We start from the raw sequence: 19,389 nt of genomic DNA, 5'->3' as shown, positions 1-19,389 counted from the left end.
GTCGTTCCGCCGCCGGGTGCGGGATGTTGTGGCCCGATGTGCATCCTATGAAGCATGGGGATAATTCGCTACTATGTTTTGAATAATTATTCATAACGCGAGCTTATGGAAATCAGGCACGTCCGCTACTTCCTCGCGATCGTCGATACGGGCAGCTTCACGCGCGCGGCCAGCGAGTTGGGCATTGCGCAGCCGGCGCTCAGCCAGGCGCTGAACCGGATGGAGAAGGAACTCGGGGTCCGGCTGTTCGACCGTTCGCGGCGCGGGGCGACGCTGACGGCGGCCGGTCTCGCGATGGTCGACGATCTGCGCCTGAGTCTCGCGCGGCTCGACGCGGCGGCGCACCGGGCCGGCGAGATCGGCGCCCAGCGCGCCGGGCGCCTGACGATCGGGTTCGTCAGCGCCGCGCTGTTCGACACGCTGCCGCGCGCGATCCGCGCGCTGCGCGAAAGCGCGCCCGACGTCGAGCTCGTGATGCGCGAGATGAGCAATGCCGAGCAGGCGATCGCCCTCGAGCGCGGCGAGATCGACATCGGCCTGCTGCACACGCCGGTCGCGGTCAACGGCCGGATGCGCGAGAAGCTGATCCGGCGCGACCCGCTCGTCGCCGTGCTGCCGAAGGAGTTCCGGCGCCAGCCCGACGGCACGGTGACGCTGCAGGATCTCGCCGCCGTCGGCCTCGTCTGGTTTCCGCACGACCAGTTGCCGCTGATTCGCGCGGGCATCCTGAGCGCGTTCCGGCAGGCCGGGCATCCGGTCGACATCGTGCTCGACGTGAACCGCACCCTGACCGTGATCTCGTGCGTGGCCGCCGGGTGCGGCGTGTCGCTGCTGCCGCATTCGATCCATACGTTTGCATTCGAAGGCGTCGACTACAGCGCCGTCCGCGACGGCGGCGCGCTGCCGCTGTTCGAACTCGGCGCGATCTGGCCCGCGCGGTCGCGCCCGACGCTCGCGGATCGCTTCGCCGCGCTGCTGCCGTCGGCGGACGTGCCGCGCTGACCGGCCGCGCCGCGCGCGGCATCGTCATCGATCTGCCACCGTTGACCGGTAGCGTTCGGGTCTGACCCACGCTATCGACAGACAAAAACACCATGCAGCGCTCGTCGCGCGCCACGCCCCACATCTATGCGGCCACGTCCCGCGCCCTTGCCGCCAGCCTGGCGATCAACCTGTTGCTGCTCGTCGCGGAGACGGCCGCGGCGTTGTCCGCGCATTCGTCGGGGCTTCTCGCCGACGTTGCGCACGCCGCGATCGACCTCGCGGCCGATGTGCTGATCCTCGTCGCGTGCCGGCTCGACGCCCGCCTGCCGCCGGAGCGGCGCCCGACCTACGAACCGCTCGCGCTCGCGGGCCTCGGCGCGCTGCTCGCCGCCACCGGCGCGCAAATGATCTGGCACGCCGCCAGCCGGTTCGCGGCGCCTCCCGTCGTACAGCCGGGCACGGTGACGCTCGCGCTGGTCGCCGTCACGCTCGCCGGCAAGGCCGTGCTGTCGCAATGGATGCTGCGCAAGGCGCGCGAGACGGGCTCCACGCTGCTGGAGGCGAGCGCCTGGCACGTTCGGACCGATGCGCTGTCGTCGCTGCTGGCGGCGCTCGCGATGAGCGCGGCATGGGTCGGCCTCGGCCGTCTCGACGATCTGGCCGCCCTCGCGATCGGCGCACTCGTGATCCGGACCGGCGTCGGCTTCATCCGGCGCGGCTGCGCGCAATGGCCGGCGCTGGCGGCCTGGGCGGGCCGGTCGACGCGCGGGTTGTGAGCGCCGGCGGCATCGCCTTACCGGAAGCGTCCGGGCGCGGCGATCGGGCGTGATCGTGCCGATCTGCATCCGGTTGATCGCGTTCGCATAGATCGAGCGCTCGACCTCGGCCGTGTCGAGCCGCGAATGCAGTTCGACCGCGCGCTTCAGGTGCGGCAGCAGCAGCGCGCAGATCGCCTTGTCGCGCGCGGAGAACTGCTTCGACGCGTGGTTGCGGCACACGCGGAACCGGCATTCGACGCCCGACGGCGCACGCAGGTCCGCGCCGAGGATGTAGCGCACGTCCTGCGGCTTCAGGAGCTGCTTGTACAGCTCGCTCGACAGCCAGCCCGTGTCGCCGAAGACGTCGTCGACCGTCACCACGCGGTCGGCCGGCAGGCCGACGAACGGGTCGAGCGAATAGTAATAGTTGTTGTACGACGCCTCGCCGTCGCCCGGCACGACCGGGCCGAATTCCGATGCGTGCACGGACAGCGGCGCGCGGCGGTCGCTCGCGGCCGCACGCAGGATCAGCGTCACGTAGTTCGCCTGCAGCCAGCGACGGACCCGTTCGAGCGCGCCGGCCCACGGCGGCGTCTCCAGCGGCCCCTGATAAATGCGCACCATCAGCTCGCTGAACAACAGGCTATCGTTTGTTTTTGTTGAATACAGTCCCAGGTTTGTATTTTGACGATACATGCCATAGACTGTATTTTTCGAATACAAGCGATCGCCTGTCATCCAGCGGAGCGCCCGATGGCCTTTCCTGTCCAGACCTTGACCCAGTTGCGCCCGATCCTCATCGGCTTCCGGAAATCGGCGGGGCTCACCCAGGCGCAACTGGCCGCCCGCTTGGGTGTCACGCAGCAATCCTACGCGCAGCTCGAGGCCAACCCGTCGGCGGTCAGCATCGAACGGCTTTTCAAGGTGCTGAACACGCTGGGGGTCCGCATGACGCTCGCCCTCGGCACGCAGGACGCGTCCGCGCCATCGGCCGAACCCGAACCGACACCCGATGCCGCGCCGGCGGTTCGCAAGCCGGCCGAGCGCAAACGCGCCCCCGATCCGGCGCGCGCCGCGACGGCCGCGAAAATCCCGGCCGGAAACCCGGCCGGCGCCGCGCGCAAGCAGCCGGCAGCAGCCACCCCGGGCAAGCCGCGGGTGTCGAAACGGGAGGACTGGTGACGATGGCCGCGCGTGCCCGCCACGACCGGCTCGACCTGTGGATGAACGGCATTCCGGTCGGCTGCTGGGAAGTCCGGCGCGGCGTCGAGCGTCTCGTCTACCTGCCGGGCTGGCTCGACGATCCGCAGGGGCGGCCGCTGTCGCTGTCGCTGCCCTTCACGCCCGGCAACCAGCCGCACCAGGGCGCGATCGTCGCCGATTACTTCGACAACCTGCTGCCCGACAGCGAGCCGATCCGCCGCCGTATCGCGCAGCGTTACCGGCTCGGCTCGACGGCGCCGTTCGAACTGCTCGCGTCGATCGGCCGCGATTGCGTCGGCGCGATCCAGATGCTGCCGCCCGGCGAAACGCCCGTCGATCTCGAGGCGATCGACGGCGTGACGCTCGACGACGCAGCCGTTGCCGACGTGCTGCGCCACACGACCGCCGCGCCGCTGCCCGGCGACGCCGGGCCGGACGGCGACCTGCGCCTGTCGATCGCCGGCGCGCAGGAAAAGACCGCGTTGCTGCGCCACGGAAAGCGCTGGCTGCGGCCGTCGGGCAGCACGCCGACGACGCACATCTTCAAGCTGCCGCTCGGGCGTGTCGGGAACATGCAGGCCGACATGCGGACGTCCGTCGAGAACGAATGGCTGTGCTCGAAGCTCGTCGCCGCATACGGCCTGCCGGTCGCGCCGTGCGAGATCGGCATGTTCGACGACCAGAAGGCGCTGATCGTCGAGCGCTTCGACCGCCGTCCGTCGCGCGACGGCTCGTGGATCCTGAGGTTGCCGCAGGAGGACATGTGCCAGGCCACCGGCACGCCGTCGGGCGCGAAATACGAGTCCGACGGCGGCCCGGGCATCGAAACGATCATGGGCATCCTCGCGAATTCGGCCGGCGCCGCGCACGACCGGACGAATTTCTTCGTCGCGCAGCTCGTGTTCTGGGTGCTGGCGGCGATCGACGGCCACGCGAAGAACTTCAGCATCGCGCACCTGCCCGGCAACACGTATCGCAGCACGCCGCTGTACGACGTGCTGTCCGCGCATCCGATCATCGGCACGCGCCGCAACCAGTTGCCGCCGCGCCGCGCGCGGCTCGCGATGGCCGTGTGCGGGAAGAACCGCCACTACGTGATCGGCGAGATCCAGCCGCGCCACTGGATCGCGCAGGGCCGGCGCGTCGGCCTGACCGAAGACGACGTGCGCGCCGCGATGGCGGCCGTCGCCGCGCGCACGGAGGCCGCGATCGCGGCAGCCGCCGCGCAGATCCCGGCGGATTTTCCGGCGGACGTCGCGGACGCGATCTTCGACGGCATGCGCAGCCAGAGCCGCAAACTGGGCGCCGCCGGGTAGCGCCGACGCCGCTCGCGGCGCCCCGCTACTCGCCGGCGGCAAAGCGCCGGCAATGCTCCAGGTACCCCGCTTCGTGGCTGCTCACGAGCTGCACGATGCTGTTCCACAGCCACATCGGCGCATCGATCGTCTTTGCGCGGTTGCGCCCGAGCTCTGCCCGCCATGCCTCGCGCGTAGGCTTGTCCATCTGCCGTGCGTGAGCGACGCCGACCACCATGCCGAGATAGCGGGCGACGTCGCATGCGTCGCCCTCGGCGAGTCGATCGATGTCGAGCTTCAGATCCTGCGGCAGCAGTTCGCGGATCACGACCGCGCGATCGAGCAGGCGCGCGGCACGCATCCGCTCGCCGAGGGCGGGCGACAGGTGCCGCGCCCCTTCCACGACCCGCTCCGCGTTGTCGCGCGGCATCGCGGCCGTTTCATCGCGCGGCGCGGCGGCCGTCACGCCTTCCTTGATGTCCATCAGGCACAGGTCGTCGCCATCGCTCACCTCGCCGTCGATGTCGAGCAGCACCGCGTACCGCAGCCGGCCGAGCGAGCTGCAGCCTTTCACCCAGTACGCCGCGTCGAGCACGTCGACCTTGCCCGCGTCGTTGCGGCCCTTGAGGCCGGTGGCGAGCGCCGCGATCGCCTCGTCGCCGAACAGCGCGCCGATCGCGCGCGACTCCGGCGCACTCAGCGGCCAGAAACGGCGGCCGAGCGGGATCGTCGGTGCCGGCCCGTCGATGCGTTCGGCGGCAAGCTGCCGCCACGAACGGCGCACGGCGCGCTTCATCACGACGTGGACCGGATCGGGGCGCTCGGGCCGCTTTGCCTTGCGGCTGCCGAAAGCGGACGCGTAGCCGGCCGTCATCGACTCCATCATGTGCACGATCGTCAGGCCCGCCAGCGCGGACCCGCGCGCGGCCGTCGCGAGCGAAAGCCCGAGGCGGATCAGGTCGTGAACGGGATTGCCGACGACCGTCTGGTCGAGATCGCGGATCTGCACGTCGACCTTCCCTTCGCTGTTCGCGACCGGGCCGAGATTGCCGGTATGACAATCGCCGCAGATCCAGATCGACGGCCCGTGCGGCAGCGCGCTGCCGTTGGTTTCGACGAGCCATTCGTAGAAGCGCGCCGTGTTGCCGCGCACGTACGCGTGCGGCGAGCGCGCCATCTTCCGGCGGCGCTCCCCGGTCAGGATCGCCTGGCGCTCGGCGGGTTTCGGAAGACGTTTGTGCTTCGGCGGCGACTGGCTGGCCATGCGGTTCTCCTGATGGACGCGTGGTGGGCGGCCTGCCGCTTCGGCACGACGCCGTTCATCGACATGTTCCTGCAAACAGTTTGACCGATGCACGCCGGGCGGCACCGCATGCGCTCCGCGCGAACTGGACGCCCCCGCACGCGCCGAACCGCGTGCCGGCCACGCGTGCGTGCGTGAACCATCCGGGCCGCGCGCCGCGGCCGCCGTGCCCGTTCAGCCCGCGTCGCGGGCGCGGGCAAGCGCCGCGAGATTCCCTTCCCCAAACCCGTGGTGCCCCTTGCGCTGCACGATCTCGAAGAATATCTCGCCTGGCCGGCGCTTGACGAAGGTCTGGAAGAACAGGCGCGGCACGCCGTCGCTGCCGATCTCGCCGTCGACCAGCACCGCGCGGCGGCGCAGCGCGTCGAGATCGACGCCGTGCCCCGGCAACCGCGCATCGACGTCGTCGTAGTAGCGGGCGGGCGGCTCGACGAACTCGACGCCGTTCGCACGCAGCGCGTCGACGCTGGCAAGGATGTCGTCGGTCGCCAGCGCGACGTGCTGCACGCCCTCGCCCGGATGGTCGGGCAGATACGCGTGCATCAGCTCCGTGCGCCGCGTGCCTTCCTCGTAGACCGGAATCCGCACCGCGCCGCACGGCGACACCATCACGCGCGACTCCTCCGACACATGCCAGTGCGCGTCGATTTCGTGGATCTCGCGAAAATGCAACAGGTCGTGGTAGAAATCCAGCCACTCCCGCATGCGCCCCGCGCCGACGGTCTGCGTGAAATGATCGACCTGCTGCAGGCCGACGCCCGCGCAGTCGAGATCGGTATGCGCGGTCGCGATGTCGATCGGCCGGAAATCGATGTCGAAGATCGAGATGTCGCCGACGCCGCCGCGCTGGCCGTCGCGCCCGCGCCAGCGGTCGACGAAATAGAGGTGCGAATCGCCGATGCCCTGGATCGCCGGGATCTTCAGCTCGCCGACACCGACCCGCTCGCCCTCGAACGCCCACGCGCCGAGCGCGATCGCCCGCTCGAACGCGCGCCGGGCGCTGGCCACGCGCAACCCGATCGCGCAAACGCCCATCCCGTACTCCTCCGCATAGCGCGCGGCGAACGACTCGGGCTCGGCGTTGATCAGGAAATGCATCTGCCCTTGCCGGTACAGCGTGACGTTCTTGCTGACATGCCGCGCGATCGCCTTGAACCCGAGCTGCCCGAAGCGCCGGGCAAGCGCATCCGGCACGGGCGCCGCGAATTCGACGAATTCGAGGCCGGCCATCCCGAGCGGATTGGCGGCCGGATCGGTGACGGGCGGCGTATCGCCGGACAGCGTGTGGGAATTGCCGGGCATTCCAGTCTCCGGGGGCATGCGGTCGATGGGGATCGGGCCTGTCGCGTGCGGCATGCGCGGCCGGGGTGGCGGCCGGGCATCCCCGCCGGACGGGCGAGTATTCGATGCTGCAGATTTTAACCAGATCGTTCACGGCGGCACACCCCGGCCGAACGGGATATCGTCGCGCCGCCTAGTGCAAACCCGGAAAGCGTTCGATAATCGCACGAGCTTGAACGATAATCGCGCACGTTGTCCGGGTGGCCGATTGCCGCCGTGCGGCGCGGGCCCTATTCTCCGTTCACTCATCGACTTCAATGCAGCATCGGACGCGGCGCCGCCACGATTCCACGATGCGCCAAGCCAGGAGACACCGCCATGACCCCTACCTTCGACACCCTCGACCCGGCCGCGGGTGCCCGCGTGCGCAGCCAGGCCCGCAAGGCGGCGATCGGCAGCTTCGTCGGCGCCGTCGTCGACTGGTACGACTTCCTGCTGTACGGGATCGTCGCCGCGCTGGTCTTCAACTCCGCGTTCTTCCCGAAGGTCAGCCCGACGATGGGCACGCTCGCGGCGTTCGCGACCTTCGGCGTCGGTTTCCTGTTCCGGCCGCTCGGTGGCGTCGTGTTCGGCCACTATGGCGACCGGCTCGGCCGCAAGCGGATGCTGGTGCTGACCGTGATGCTGATGGGGCTGTCGACGGTCGCGATCGGCCTGCTGCCGACCTTCGCGACGATCGGCTGGTGGGCGCCCGTGCTGCTGGTGCTGATGCGTGCGATCCAGGGCTTCGCGGTCGGCGGCGAATGGGGCGGCGCGGCGCTGATGGCCGTCGAGAGCGCGCCGAAACAAAGGAAGGCGTTCTACAGCAGCGGCGTGCAGGTCGGCTATGGCGTCGGCCTCGTGCTGGCCACCGGCATCGTGTCGCTGCTGAGCCACGTGCTCGGCGAAGCCGCGTTCAAGTCGTGGGCCTGGCGCCTGCCGTTCGTGTTCAGCATCGTGCTCGTGCTGATCGGGCTGTGGGTGCGCAAGAACATGGACGAATCGCAGGAGTTCGTCGAGAAGGTCGAACACGGCAACCGCAAGCTGCGCCTGCCGGTGCTGGAAGCGCTGACGCGCCATCCGAAGGCGTTCCTGCTGATCGTCGCGCTGCGGCTCGCCGAACTCTTCACGATGTACATCGTCACCGCGTTCGCACTCAGCTATTCGACGACGAACCTCGGCATGTCGCGCGACCTGTTCCTCAATATCGGCCTGCTGGTCGGCGCGGTGAGCTGCATCACGATCCCGTGTTTCGCGTGGCTGGCCGACCGTTACGGCCTGCGCCGCATCTATCTGATCGGCGCGCTGATCGGCGTGGCGTCCGCGGTGCCGTTCTTCGTTGCGCTGGAGGCGCGGTCGATCGCGTGGATCGTGATTTTTGCGATCCTGCTGGCGAACGCCGCGCACGACATGGTCGTGAGCGTCCAGCAACCGCTGTTCACCGAGCTGTTCGGCGCGGAATACCGCTATAGCGGCGCGGGCGTCGGCTACCAGTTCGCGAGCGTGGTCGGCGGCGGGTTCACGCCCTTCATCGCCGTCGGCCTCGTCAGCCTCGCCGGCGGTTCGTGGCATCTCGTGGCCGGCTATCTCGCGGTGGGCTGCCTGATCTCGCTGGTGGTCGCCGCGCGGATGCGGGCCGCGCAGTGACGATGCCGACAGGACGACCGGCCGCACCTGCGGCCGGCCGTCACTCACCGCCCGCGACGTGACGCGTGCAGGCTGCTTCCCGGCCGCATCGCGAGGGTGACGTCAAACACTGTCAGTTGCACGCAGCAATCCCCCCATTTCCCCTCCGAACATCCCACGCCGCCGGCCGACCAATGGCATCATATGGGCCTACGTCAGTCACCGATACGCCCCCATATCATGTCGAATCTCATCGTCCACGGCGGCACTCCGCTGCGCGGGGACATCAAGCCGTCCGCGAACAAGAACGCCGTCCTGCCGATTCTGTGCGCCACCCTGTTGACCGATCAACCGCTGCGCCTCGTCGGCGTGCCGGACATCACCGACGTCCGCAAGATCCTCGACATCTTCCGCACGCTGGGCAGCGACGTGTCGGTCGACTTCACGACCGGTCTGCTCGACCTCCACCATCGCGACACGAAGTTCGATCCGGCCGTCCACCGGCTGCCGGAGGCGATGCGCTCGTCGATCATGCTGATTCCGCCGTTGCTCGCGCGCTTCGGCGTCGCGCGCCTCGAGAACGACGTGAAGGGCTGCACGCTCGGCGTGCGCGAGATCGATCCGCACGTCGAGGTGTTCGAGCGTTTCGGCGCGCATATCGAGCGCACGCCCGATTCGCTGATCGTGCGCACCGACGGCCCGCTCACGGCCAACGATCACTGGCTCGACTACGCGTCGGTGACGACCACCGAGAACTTCGCGCTGTGCGCGACGGCCGCGAGCGGCACGTCGACCCTGATGAACGCCGCCTCCGAACCGCACGTGCAGGAGTTCTGCCAGTTCCTCGCGATGATCGGCGTCGCGATCGAGGGCATCGGCACGTCGCGGCTCTGCGTGACGGGCGGCGGCAAGCTGGGCGGCGGCGAGTTCCGCTTCGCCGAGGATTTCCACGAAATCGCGACGTTCCTCGCGCTCGGCGCGATCACGGGCGGCGACATCACGGTGCGCAACTCGTCGCCCGAGCATTTCCCGCTGATCGACCGCACGTTCGCGAAGTTCGGCGTCAACGTCACGCACCGCGACGGGTGGTCGCGCGCGGAGCGCGACGGCCCGCTGCGCGTGCGCCGGCCGTTCACGCAAAACATCCTGACCAAGGTGGAAGCCGCGCCGTGGCCGTACCTGCCGGTCGACCTGCTGCCGATCTTCATCGCACTCGGCGTGCGCGCGGAAGGCAGCGCGATGTTCTGGAACAAGGTGTACGACGGCGCGCTCGGCTGGTCCGGCGAACTGTCGAAGTTCGGCGCGCACGTGCTGCTCTCCGATCCGCACCGGCTGATCACGTTCGGCGGGCTGCAGCTGACGCCGGCACGCGTCGAGAGCCCGTACATCATCCGTGTCGCGATCGCGCTGCTGATGGTGGCCGCGAGCATCGAAGGCCGCTCGGAAATCATGAACGCGCTGCCGATCCGCCGCGCGCACCCGCATTTCGTCGAGAACCTGCGCTCGGTCGGCGCAAACGTCGAGTGGACGAGCAGCGAGTAATGCCCTGACGGGTGCGACGCGCGCGACACGGGCGCCGCATTCCCCACCGGCTTCGACGGGCCGCCGGCTGCTTCCGCGTTACTCGCCTTCCCCGCACCCGGCGTCGCCGGCGCCCATGTGGTCGAACCCGTAAAGCATCACGGCCGTCGTGCCGCGCGCGGGGTCGCTCGGGCGTTTCGCGACGCGCTCGTCGAGCGCGTCCGACGGATACTGGATGCTCGTGTTCATCAGGTTGTCCGGCTGCGACCGCAGTTCCGCTTCGGTCAGCCTGCTTCCCTCCGCGCGCGGCAACCCGAAGGCGCGGCGCACCTCCGCCTCGTTCCACGTGCCCTTCAGCGTGACCGTGACCATCTGCAGCGCGCCATGCTCCCAGTCCAGTTCGACCTTCGTCGCGAGCGGGTGCACGCCGGCCGCGAGCCGGTCGGGGAACGCGGGGCCCTCGTAGTACGCCTTCGTATTCCTGCACGCGTCGCCGGTGTTCCGGTACTTCTTCAGCGAGCAATTGAAGCGCTTGTCGCGATAGCCGAACGACGTTTCGACATAGCAGCCGAATTCGGGCGACGTCATGCGCGGCCACGCGCGGATGTCGACGATCGGCTTCTGGAGTGTCGCGGCGGTCGCGGGATTCGCCACGGCAAGCAGCGACGCGGCCGCGACGAGCACGGCCAATGCGGATTCTCGGAGTTTCATCGTTTTCTGTTCCAGTCTGGCCGGCGATTCTAGCGCGGCTGCGCCTGCGCGGCCGATTCGCGCGATAATCGCCCGCACCCGCGCGATCTCCGCGCACCCAAGCGCCGATTCCGACGATGAAAAAGCCCGAACTCGACCGACGCGACTGGATTGCCGGCCTCGAAAAAGGCCTGATGATCCTCGAGGCCTTCGACAGCCAGCACGCACGCATGACGCCCACGCAGGCCGCCGCGCGCACCGGCCTCACGCGCACGGCCGCGCGGCGCTACCTGCTGACGCTCGAATCGCTCGGCTACGTCTACACCGACGGCAAGCTGTACGGCCTGACGCCGCGGGTGCTGCGGGTCGGCTGGTCGTACTTCGATTCGGCGCGGCTGCCGCGCACGGTACAGCCCTATCTGCAGCAACTGAGCGCGTCGCTGAACGAGTCGGCATATGTGAGCGTGCTCGACGGCTGGGAACTCGTGTTCATCGCGCGCAATGGCGTGTCGCGCGTGATGACGACCGGCTTCGTGCTCGGCGCGCGCGTGCCGGCGCCGCTGACGTCGCCGGGCGTCGTGCTGCTCGCCCATCATCCCGATCGCGAAGCCGTGCGCGCGTGGCTCGACGACACCGAACTGCCGCCGTTCACGCCGCACACGATCACCAACAAGGCGCGCCTGCTCGAACAGGTCGACCGGGCACGCGACGCCGGTTTCGCGGCGATCGAGCAGCAATTGCAGGTTGGCGTGCGCGGAATCGCGGTGCCGTTGAAGAACCGCCACGGCGAAGTGGTCGCCGCGTTGAGCACGAACATGCCGATCGGCGCGGAAACAACCGACGCCGCGCTACGGCGCGTGCTGCCGCACCTGCAGGAAGCCGCGCTCGCGATGCTGAACGTGCTGTAGCGAAAGCGACAGCGGCGGCCCTAACCGCGACCGTGCCGTCCAGTCCCTCGCCGTCCCGCATCCCCTTGCGGGAACCGGCGGCCCGCCGCCCGTCTCACCCGATCCGCCACCATCGCGGCAGCAGCTCGCGCACTTCGCGCCGCCGGTAACGGTCGTCGATCAGATGCACGACGCCTTCGTCGTGCTCGGTACGGATCACGCGCCCGGCCGCCTGCACGACCTTCTGCAGCCCCGGATACAGGTACATGTAGTCGTAGCCGTTGCCGAAACGGGCCTCCATCGCGCGCCGCATCTGCTCGTTGACGTCGTTGACCTGCGGCAGCCCGAGCGTCGCGATGAACGCCCCGATCAGCCGTTCGCCGACCAGATCCACGCCCTCCGAGAACGCGCCGCCCAGCACCGCGAAGCCGACGCCGCGCCCGCCTGCGTCGAAGCGCGCGAGAAACGCATCGCGCTCGCTTTCGGCCATGCCGGGCGCCTGCGCCCACACGGGCACGTCCGGATGGCGCGTCTGCATCAGCGCGACCACACGCCCCAGGTAGTCGAAGCTGCTCAGGAACCCGAGGTAGTTGCCGGGCCGCGTCGCGTATTGCGCGGCGATCAGGTCGGCGATCGGTTCGAGCGACCGGTCGCGGTCGCGCCAGCGCGTCGACACGTGGCTCGCGACGCGCACCGTCAGTTGCTCGGCGCGGAACGGCCCGTCGACGTCGAGCCAGCCGGTATCGGCAGGCAAGCCGAGCGTGTCGCGGTAGAAGTGGAACGGGCTCAGCGTGCCCGAGAACAGCACGGTCGCATGCGCGGCCTCATGGCGCTGCGCGAGAAAGCCGGCCGGGATCACGTTGCGCACGCACAGCGTCGACTGGACGCGGCGCCGGCGGCCGGCCGGCCCGACGCCGTCGAGCGCCGGCTGGCGCGGCGCCGGTTCGCCGTGCAGCGTCGCATCGAAGATCGACGCGCTGTCGAACGCTTCCGCGAGCACGCCGAACTGGATCGCCTCGAAATGAAAACGCAGCAGCGCGTCGCCGTTCGCACGCGGCGCGTCGGTCAGGTGTTCGCCGATCGTCGCGACGAGGTTCTGCACGGCCGAGATGATCGGGCCCGGCACGTCGGGATAGGCGGCGTAGCGCTCGGCCTGCGCGCGACCGAGCGTGCCCCAGGCGCGCGCGAGCCGGTCGAACGCCTTGCGCAGCGGCGCGGGCGCGGCTTCGCGCGCGGCCGCGAACGCGTGCGGGTCGAGCGAGGCGCTGTACATCTTGCGCGCGCGGTCGAGCAGGTTGTGCGCTTCGTCGACGAGCACCCCGACGCGCCACTGGTTCTGCTGCGCGAGCGTGTGCAGCATCGCGCTGCCGTCGTAGTAATAGTTGTAGTCGCCGATCATCATGTCCGACCAGCGCGCCAGCTCCTGGGCCAGGTAATACGGGCAGACCTCGTGCGCGAGCGCGGCCGCGCGCACGGTATCGCGATCGAGCAGGCCGGCCTCGATCGCCGCATCGCGCGCGGCCGGCAGCCGGTCGTAGAAGCCCTTCGCGAGCGGGCACGATTCGCCGTGGCACGCGCTGTCGGGATGCTCGCACGCCTTGTCGCGCGCGACGAGTTCCAGCACGCGCAGCGGCAGCGCGGGCGTGCCGGCGCCGAGCGTCGCGGCCGCCTCGAGCGCGAGCGCGCGGCCGGGCGTTTTCGCGGTGAGGAAGAACACGTGGTCGAGCTCGCCCGCGCCGCACGCTTTCAGCAGCGGGAACACGGTGCCGACCGTCTTGCCGATGCCGGTCGGCGCCTGCGCCATCAGGCAGCGTTCGTCGCGCGCCGCGCGATAGACCGCCACCGCCAGCTCGCGCTGGCCGCTGCGGAACTGCCCGTGCGGAAACGCGAGGGCGCGCAGCGCCGCGTCGCGCGCCGCGCGATGGGCCGTCTCGCGCTCGGCCCAGCCGACGAAGCACGCGCATTGTTCCGCGAAGAACGCCGCGAGCGCGCCCGCGTCCAGCGTTTCGGTCAATACGGTCTCGCGCTCCGACACGATGTCGAAATACACGAGCGCGACGTCGATTTCCGCGAGGCCGCGCGCCTCGCACATCAGGTGCGCATAGACCTTCGCCTGCGCCCAGTGCAGCGCGCGATGGTTGGCCGGCATCGCATCGAGGCTGCCGCGATAAGTCTTGATTTCCTCGATGCGATTCGCGACGGGATCGTAGCCGTCTGCGCGGCCCCGCACGGCAAGCGTGCCCCAGGTGCCGGCGAGCGCGATTTCGGTCTCGTAGCGCGCGCCGCGCTTCGACGTGACCGCGCCGTGGCCGGCAATGCCTTCGAGCGCGGTCGGCGCGGGCGTGAAGCGCAGGTCGAGATCGCCGCGTCGCGCGGTGAATTCGCACATCGCCCGCACCGCGACGACGTAGCTCATGCGGACAGCCCCGCCGCTTCGGCGTGCGCGACGCCCTCGCCGGCCCACTCGACATCGACCACGCGCACCGGAATGCCGTGCGCGACGCAGTACGCGAGCCAGCGCGTCTGGTTGTCCTGCAGCCGGTCGCCGGGGCCTTTCACCTCGATCAGCTCGTAGCGGCGTTCGCCGGGCCAGAAGCGAACCAGGTCGGGCAGCCCCGAGCGGTTGGCGCGGATATCCGCGAGCAGGCGCGTGAACCACAGCCGCAAGTGCTCGGGCGGCAGGCACGCGAGCGCCTCGTCGAGCAAGGCGTCGGTCAGCACGCCCCAGAACACGAACGGCGACTGCAACCCCGCCTTCGTCGCGAAATGCCGGCGGATCGTGTCGCGATACGCGCCCGAATCGAGCTGCGCGAAGCATGCGGCGAACGCGTCCGCACGGCGCGCGACGAAATCCGGCGCGTGCAGGTCGGCCGGGCCGCGCTGGAACGGGTGAAAGAACGCCCCCGGCACGGCCGTGAACACGGGCTCCCAGCACAGCAGCCCGAACAGCGAATTGATCAGCGTGTTCTCGACGTAATGCACCGGCGAGGCCGGCTGCGCGAGATGGTCGCGCACCGCGAATTCGACGCTGACGAACGCATCGGGACGCGCGAGCACCAGCGTCTCGCGCGGCACGTCGGCCGCGGCCGCCGCCCGTTCGACGCGCCGGCCGAGGCGGCGCTGCAGGCGCGGCAGCATGCGCTCGACGCGCTGCCGCTCCTCGTCGCTCTCGAAGCCGCCGCGCGCATCGAGCGCCAGCGCGAGTGCATCGTCGTCGCGCCCGCAGCGTTCGAGCACGCGGATGCGCCGGTGGCGGCTGCCGGGCCACGCGCTGCGCGCATATGCGTCGAGCGCGGCGGCCCAGTCGGCGCGGCGTTCGGCCGCCTGCCCCAGCGCGAACAGCAGCTTCGCGCGGCGCGTCGCGAGCCACGGCTGCGCGCAGCCGACCGCGTCGACCGCTCGCAGCAGGTCGTCGAACGGCAGGTCGTCGGGCCACGCGTCGAGTGCGTCGCGGCACACCTGCAGCGCGAGATACGCGTCGACGTCGCCGCGCTGCTGGAACGCCCGGGACGACGGCGCGATCGGCACGCTCTCGTACTGGAACACGCCGAGATCGGCGAGCACGAACTCGCTCCAGTCCTGATGGAGATTGCCGAAGAACATCAGGCGCAGCCGCTCGCACAGCGGGCCGATCGTCACGCGCAACACGCGGTCGACGGCCTGCACGAACCACGCGTCGAGCGGCTTCGCGGCGTCGTGCGCGGGCCGCAGCCGTTCGAGCCATTCGGGCTTGCGCTCGCCGGCATGCGCGGCGAGCGACGGGAAGATGCGCAGCAGATCGGCCTTGGTCGACAGCGTGAACAGGTCGTCGAGCGTCAGCGCGGGCGCCGGGTCGACCCAGCCGAGATCGACGAGCGGCGCGGCCGCGTCGAGCGCGCAGCCAATTTCGTCGTACACGAGCTTGCTGGCGCGGAAGTCGGACCCGTTGCGCATCAGCATCCGCACGAGCAGCGCGCGCGACGCCTGCGGCAACGTGGCGAACTGCCGGACGAACGCGCGCTCGTGCGCGTCGAACAGGTCGTCGTAACGCTCGCCGAGCCAGGCCAGCGCGCGTTCGAAATTGGTCAGGTAGTAAAACGCCGGGGGTGTCGGCGAAGCAGGCGTCACGGGATTTGATCACTGTACGTTTGTACAGGTCGGAATCATAGCAAATATGACGCGACATGCCGCACGCCGTGCGGCCTCCCGCCTGCCCGGCCGCCGTCAGAACTCGTAGTTCACCGACATGTCGAACACGCCGTTGGTCGATTGCTGCGTGATCGGGCTGCGCGCGGCGCGGCCGACGAGCTGTTCGAGCGCGCCGTCGATCGTGACGAACCAGTGCTTGTTCACGAACCACGCCATCGTCACGCCCGCACCGACCGACTTGAGCCCCGCGCCGGACGAATAGGCCGGCAGCCCGGAGCGCGCGGCGGCGTCCGCGTTCACGCCGAACCAGCTGTTCATGTAGCGCGAGTCGGCGAACGACACGGTCGGCCCCGCGAACCAGAAGAAGTGCTCGTTGCTGCCCGGCAGCGGCATGTAGGCGGAGAAATCGCCGACCCAGCCGTTCGAGCCGCCGACGCTGCGCCGGACATCCGCGCGCAGCACCAGCGGAAACTCCTTCGAGATCACGTAGTCGGCCGACAGTTTCATCACCGGCGCCGCATTGATGTTGTCGAGCCCGTTCAGGTGCTCGGCATCGTCGGCCGAGCGGCGCCCGAGGTCGTAGCCGACGGACAGGCTCACGCGCCAGTTCGGCCCGCGCAGCACGTTCGCGCCGAGCCCCTCGCCGGTCGACAGGAAGAACAGGTCGCGGTAGCGGATGTCGACATTCGGGCCGCCCATCACGCGGTAGCGATCGGAGCCGGGATAGCGCGGCTGCAGGGTCATCGCGGCGCCCAGGCTGACATCCCAGACGGGGACGTTCGGATCGTACAGTTTCTCGAGCGGCACGCCCGCCGAATATTGCCATTCGCCGAGCGGCGAAGGCGTCTGGGCCGCCGCGTCGCGGGCGCCGGCCGCGGCGAGCGCCGCGCATGCCGACAGGCCGGAGAAGAACCGGCGTGCGCCGGGAGAGAGCAACGGACGAGCATCAATCATCAAGGCGGCCCCTGTCGGTTGCGAGTAACGAACCCGAAGAAAAGCGCATCGCATCGGCCGCCTCGGCGGGCCTGCGACGCGAACGTAGTGTGCGCTGAATTAACGGACATCCTACGCGACGTGCACGCGGACGCAAAGCGCCTGCTGCGCGCGGGCACCTTGCCGCATGCGTCGACGAGCCGGCGAGGTGCGGGCTGCGACGCCAATCGCCGTCGCAGCAGACACGCGCGTCGTCACGTATCCTGTCCGGGCGGCCTGCACGACGACGGCGTACCGCCGCCGCCCCGCGCAGCCGCCGGGTACGCAGCCATGTCGCGTGCGCCCGGACCCACGACCCAGGAGGTTCGACCATGACCGTTCACGCCACCGGCCGCCACGACGCCGTACCGCCGGCTGCCGGACCGTTCCGGTTCGGCACGTCACGCCCGCCGTCCGACGACAGGACGGAGGAGCGCATCGACGAGGGGCTCGAAGAGACGTTTCCGGCCAGCGACCCGCCGGCCGTCGGCGGCGCGACCCGTATCGACCCGGCGAAGCCGACCGGCGAGACCGGGCATCGGGCGCCGCACACGCCCTCGCCGCCCCCCGAGCGCGGCTGACGGCGGCCCCCGGTGTCGCGCCGCGCGACGCGGCCGTTACCGGGGGCGACCGCCGGGTGACGCGTTACGCGACCTTGAACCGCCCGACCGTCGTCGCCAGCGCATTCGCCTGCGACTGCAGCGCGGTCGCGGCGGCGGTCGACTGTTCGACCAGCGCCGCGTTCTGCTGCACCATCTCGTCGAGCTGCGTGACCGCGCGATTCACTTCCTGGATGCCGCGGGTCTGCTCGTTTGCCGCGTGCGTGATCTCGGAGATGATCGTCGTCACGTTCGACACGTTGGAGACGATCTCGCGCATCGTGTCGCCGGCCTGACGCACCTGCCCGGAGCCGGCCGACACGCTCGCGACCGTCGATTCGACCAGCACCTTCACTTCGCGCGCGGCCTGCGCGCTGCGTTGCGCGAGGCTGCGCACTTCCTGTGCGACGACCGCGAAGCCGCGGCCCTGCTCGCCCGCGCGCGCCGCCTCGACAGCCGCGTTCAGCGCGAGGATGTTGGTCTGGAACGCAATCCCGTCGATCACGCCGATGATGTCGCCGATCCGGCCCGATGCTTCCTCGATCTTCTCCATCGTCGCGACCACGTCCGACACGACCACGCCGCCATGCGAAGCGATCCGCGATGCGGCCGCCGCCCGTTCGTCGGCCTGGCCGGCCGCCGCGGCCGACTGGCCGACGGTCGCTGTGATTTCTTCCATCGATGCGGCCGTTTCCTCGAGGCTCGCCGCCGCCGATTCGGTGCGCGACGACAGATCCTGGTTGCCCGCCGCGATTTCGTTCGCGGCCGTGCGCACCGATTCGCTTGCATCGCGGATCTGGCGCATCACATCGTTCAGCTTGTCGACGAAACTGTTGAACGAACGCGCGATGTCCGAGACTTCGTCGCTGCCGTCGGCCGGCAGGCGCTGCGTCAGGTCGCCGGCGCCCGAGCCGATCGCGGACATCGCCTGGCGCACTTGCGACAGGCGGCGGAACGCGGTCGCGGTAATCGCGCCGATGATCAGCGACGCGACGCCGACGATCACGACCAGCGTGATCAGCGACGCGGTCAGCAGCGAGTGCATCCCCGCCGTCGCGTCGGACTTGTCGAGCAGGACCAGCGCGTACCAGTCGGTGCCCGGCACCGGCCGCGCGCGGACCAGCTTCGCGTCGCCGCCCACGCTCACCTCGACGGGCGCGGTGGCGGCCGCGATCGTCGCACCGTTCGTCGCACCGAGTTCGGGCGACACGTCGGCGACTGCCTTCAGCGTGAGTTTCGGGTCCGGATGCGCGACCACGTGGCCGTTGCTGTCGATCAACATCCCGAAGCTCGCGGGCGTCGGGTGGATCGACTTCACGTTCGCGATCACGGTGTCCATCGCGACGTCGGCGGCGACCACGCCCTTCAGCCCGCCGTCACGCAGGATCGGCACGGCGAAGGTGACGACGAGGTTGCCGGTGCCGGCATCGACGTACGGCGGCGTGACGACCGGCTTGCCGGCCTGCGCGGCCTGCTTGTACCACGGCCGGCCGGTCGGGTCGTAATCGGGCGGAATCCCGGTCGGGTCGGAGAAGTGGAACGTCTTGTCGGCATAACCCGCGTAGACGTTCGTGAAACCGCCGGCCGCGGCCATCTGCTTGAACACCGGCAGCGGATCGGGCGTCAGCGCCGCATCCTGCAGCGACGCGATCATCCGGCTCCGGGTGGCGACCCAGTCGGCGATCCCGACCACGTGGCCGCTTGCGACTGAGGTCAGGTTGCGGTCGATCGCGTCGTCGTTGTACGAGCGCGCGATGAAGTAGTTGATCAGCGTGGTCGCGACAAGCGCGAATACAACGATGGCAACGCTGGCGGCAAGAATGCGAGCGCGGATGGACGAGAGCATGGCAACGACTCGGTAAGGGAGCGCGAACGCCCGGTGGACGAATTCCACGGGTAAACGGCAATCGCGTCGCTTACTTGAGGCCGCTGTGACATTTATGTGAAAGGTATGACGAAACGCATGGTCGCGGATCGCAGGATTGACGGGATGGCCGTACCCGCCCGGCGCCGTCCGCGCAGGCCGCCGCGCGCGGCGACCACGGTGGCGGTCTAGCGCACGGGAATCAAGAGCCGAGCCACGCCGGCCGGTCGCCCCGGGAG

15 protein-coding genes and 1 pseudogene are annotated in these 19,389 nt (G+C 69.7%); 8 read left to right on the top strand and 8 right to left on the bottom strand.

The window, feature by feature from the left end; genetic code table 11:
• Positions 1-105 precede the first annotated feature (105 nt).
• Positions 106-1,002: a LysR family transcriptional regulator gene (locus GQ57_RS25805; RefSeq protein ID WP_031397452.1), complete on the top strand. Its 897-nt coding sequence runs from the start codon at positions 106-108 to the stop codon at positions 1,000-1,002.
• A 92-nt stretch (positions 1,003-1,094) separates the two neighbouring features.
• Complete coding sequence (locus GQ57_RS25800) at positions 1,095-1,760, top strand: cation diffusion facilitator family transporter (protein WP_034199405.1); 666 nt, start codon at positions 1,095-1,097, stop codon at positions 1,758-1,760.
• Positions 1,761-1,802: 42 nt separating this feature from the next.
• On the opposite strand, the pseudogene GQ57_RS43855 reads toward GQ57_RS25800, so the two are convergent.
• A pseudogene (locus GQ57_RS43855) lies at positions 1,803-2,438 on the bottom strand (helix-turn-helix transcriptional regulator); the annotation flags it as partial.
• A 57-nt stretch (positions 2,439-2,495) separates the two neighbouring features.
• Here GQ57_RS43855 and GQ57_RS25795 point away from each other — a divergent pair.
• Positions 2,496-2,924 carry a helix-turn-helix domain-containing protein gene (locus GQ57_RS25795; protein ID WP_034199404.1) on the top strand — a complete coding sequence of 143 codons (429 nt, stop codon included), beginning with the start codon at positions 2,496-2,498 and terminating at the stop codon, positions 2,922-2,924.
• A 2-nt stretch (positions 2,925-2,926) separates the two neighbouring features.
• Positions 2,927-4,261 carry a type II toxin-antitoxin system HipA family toxin gene (locus GQ57_RS25790; protein ID WP_034199403.1) on the top strand — a complete coding sequence of 445 codons (1,335 nt, stop codon included), beginning with the start codon at positions 2,927-2,929 and terminating at the stop codon, positions 4,259-4,261.
• A gap of 25 nt (positions 4,262-4,286) precedes the next feature.
• Here the strand turns inward: GQ57_RS25790 and GQ57_RS25785 are convergent, their stop codons facing one another.
• The gene (locus GQ57_RS25785; RefSeq protein ID WP_031397448.1) at positions 4,287-5,504 is read right to left on the bottom strand and encodes a DUF2252 family protein; all 1,218 of its coding nucleotides are present in this window, start codon (positions 5,502-5,504) and stop codon (positions 4,287-4,289) included.
• Positions 5,505-5,717: 213 nt separating this feature from the next.
• Complete coding sequence (locus tag GQ57_RS25780; protein ID WP_034199402.1) at positions 5,718-6,845, bottom strand: 4-hydroxyphenylpyruvate dioxygenase family protein; 1,128 nt, start codon at positions 6,843-6,845, stop codon at positions 5,718-5,720.
• Positions 6,846-7,202: 357 nt separating this feature from the next.
• On the opposite strand from GQ57_RS25780, the gene shiA reads away from it, so the two are divergent.
• Together shiA and GQ57_RS25770 are read left to right on the top strand one after the other, a co-directional pair.
• A complete protein-coding gene (shiA, locus tag GQ57_RS25775; protein WP_034199401.1) occupies positions 7,203-8,510 on the top strand; it encodes a shikimate transporter in 1,308 nt (435 codons plus the stop codon).
• Between the two features lie 219 nt (positions 8,511-8,729).
• Positions 8,730-10,031 carry a UDP-N-acetylglucosamine 1-carboxyvinyltransferase gene (locus GQ57_RS25770; RefSeq protein ID WP_031397445.1) on the top strand — a complete coding sequence of 434 codons (1,302 nt, stop codon included), beginning with the start codon at positions 8,730-8,732 and terminating at the stop codon, positions 10,029-10,031.
• A 78-nt stretch (positions 10,032-10,109) separates the two neighbouring features.
• Here the strand turns inward: GQ57_RS25770 and GQ57_RS25765 are convergent, their stop codons facing one another.
• The gene (locus GQ57_RS25765; RefSeq protein WP_034199400.1) at positions 10,110-10,721 is read right to left on the bottom strand and encodes a hypothetical protein; all 612 of its coding nucleotides are present in this window, start codon (positions 10,719-10,721) and stop codon (positions 10,110-10,112) included.
• 116 nt (positions 10,722-10,837) lie between these two features.
• On the opposite strand from GQ57_RS25765, the gene GQ57_RS25760 reads away from it, so the two are divergent.
• Positions 10,838-11,608: an IclR family transcriptional regulator domain-containing protein gene (locus GQ57_RS25760; protein ID WP_034199399.1), complete on the top strand. Its 771-nt coding sequence runs from the start codon at positions 10,838-10,840 to the stop codon at positions 11,606-11,608.
• A 94-nt stretch (positions 11,609-11,702) separates the two neighbouring features.
• Here the strand turns inward: GQ57_RS25760 and GQ57_RS25755 are convergent, their stop codons facing one another.
• From GQ57_RS25755 to GQ57_RS25745, 3 genes are all read right to left on the bottom strand, one after another.
• Positions 11,703-14,003, bottom strand: coding sequence for an ATP-dependent DNA helicase (locus GQ57_RS25755; protein WP_034199398.1), 2,301 nt, complete (start codon positions 14,001-14,003; stop codon positions 11,703-11,705).
• The gene (locus GQ57_RS25750) at positions 14,000-15,694 is read right to left on the bottom strand and encodes a VRR-NUC domain-containing protein (protein WP_034199397.1); all 1,695 of its coding nucleotides are present in this window, start codon (positions 15,692-15,694) and stop codon (positions 14,000-14,002) included. The genes GQ57_RS25755 and GQ57_RS25750 overlap by 4 nt, the downstream gene beginning before the upstream one ends.
• Before the next feature lie 96 nt (positions 15,695-15,790).
• Positions 15,791-16,669: a MipA/OmpV family protein gene (locus tag GQ57_RS25745; RefSeq protein WP_031397440.1), complete on the bottom strand. Its 879-nt coding sequence runs from the start codon at positions 16,667-16,669 to the stop codon at positions 15,791-15,793.
• A 350-nt stretch (positions 16,670-17,019) separates the two neighbouring features.
• On the opposite strand from GQ57_RS25745, the gene GQ57_RS25740 reads away from it, so the two are divergent.
• Positions 17,020-17,268, top strand: coding sequence for a hypothetical protein (locus GQ57_RS25740; RefSeq protein WP_031397439.1), 249 nt, complete (start codon positions 17,020-17,022; stop codon positions 17,266-17,268).
• Between the two features lie 64 nt (positions 17,269-17,332).
• Here the strand turns inward: GQ57_RS25740 and GQ57_RS25735 are convergent, their stop codons facing one another.
• Complete coding sequence (locus GQ57_RS25735) at positions 17,333-19,132, bottom strand: methyl-accepting chemotaxis protein (protein WP_031397438.1); 1,800 nt, start codon at positions 19,130-19,132, stop codon at positions 17,333-17,335.
• Positions 19,133-19,389 lie beyond the last annotated feature (257 nt).

Source organism: Burkholderia sp. MSh2 (assembly GCF_000731655.1).
Taxonomy (GTDB): domain Bacteria; phylum Pseudomonadota; class Gammaproteobacteria; order Burkholderiales; family Burkholderiaceae; genus Burkholderia; species Burkholderia paludis.
Note: the sequence above shows the minus strand (reverse complement) of the source record. Positions and strands in the feature narration are given on the sequence as shown.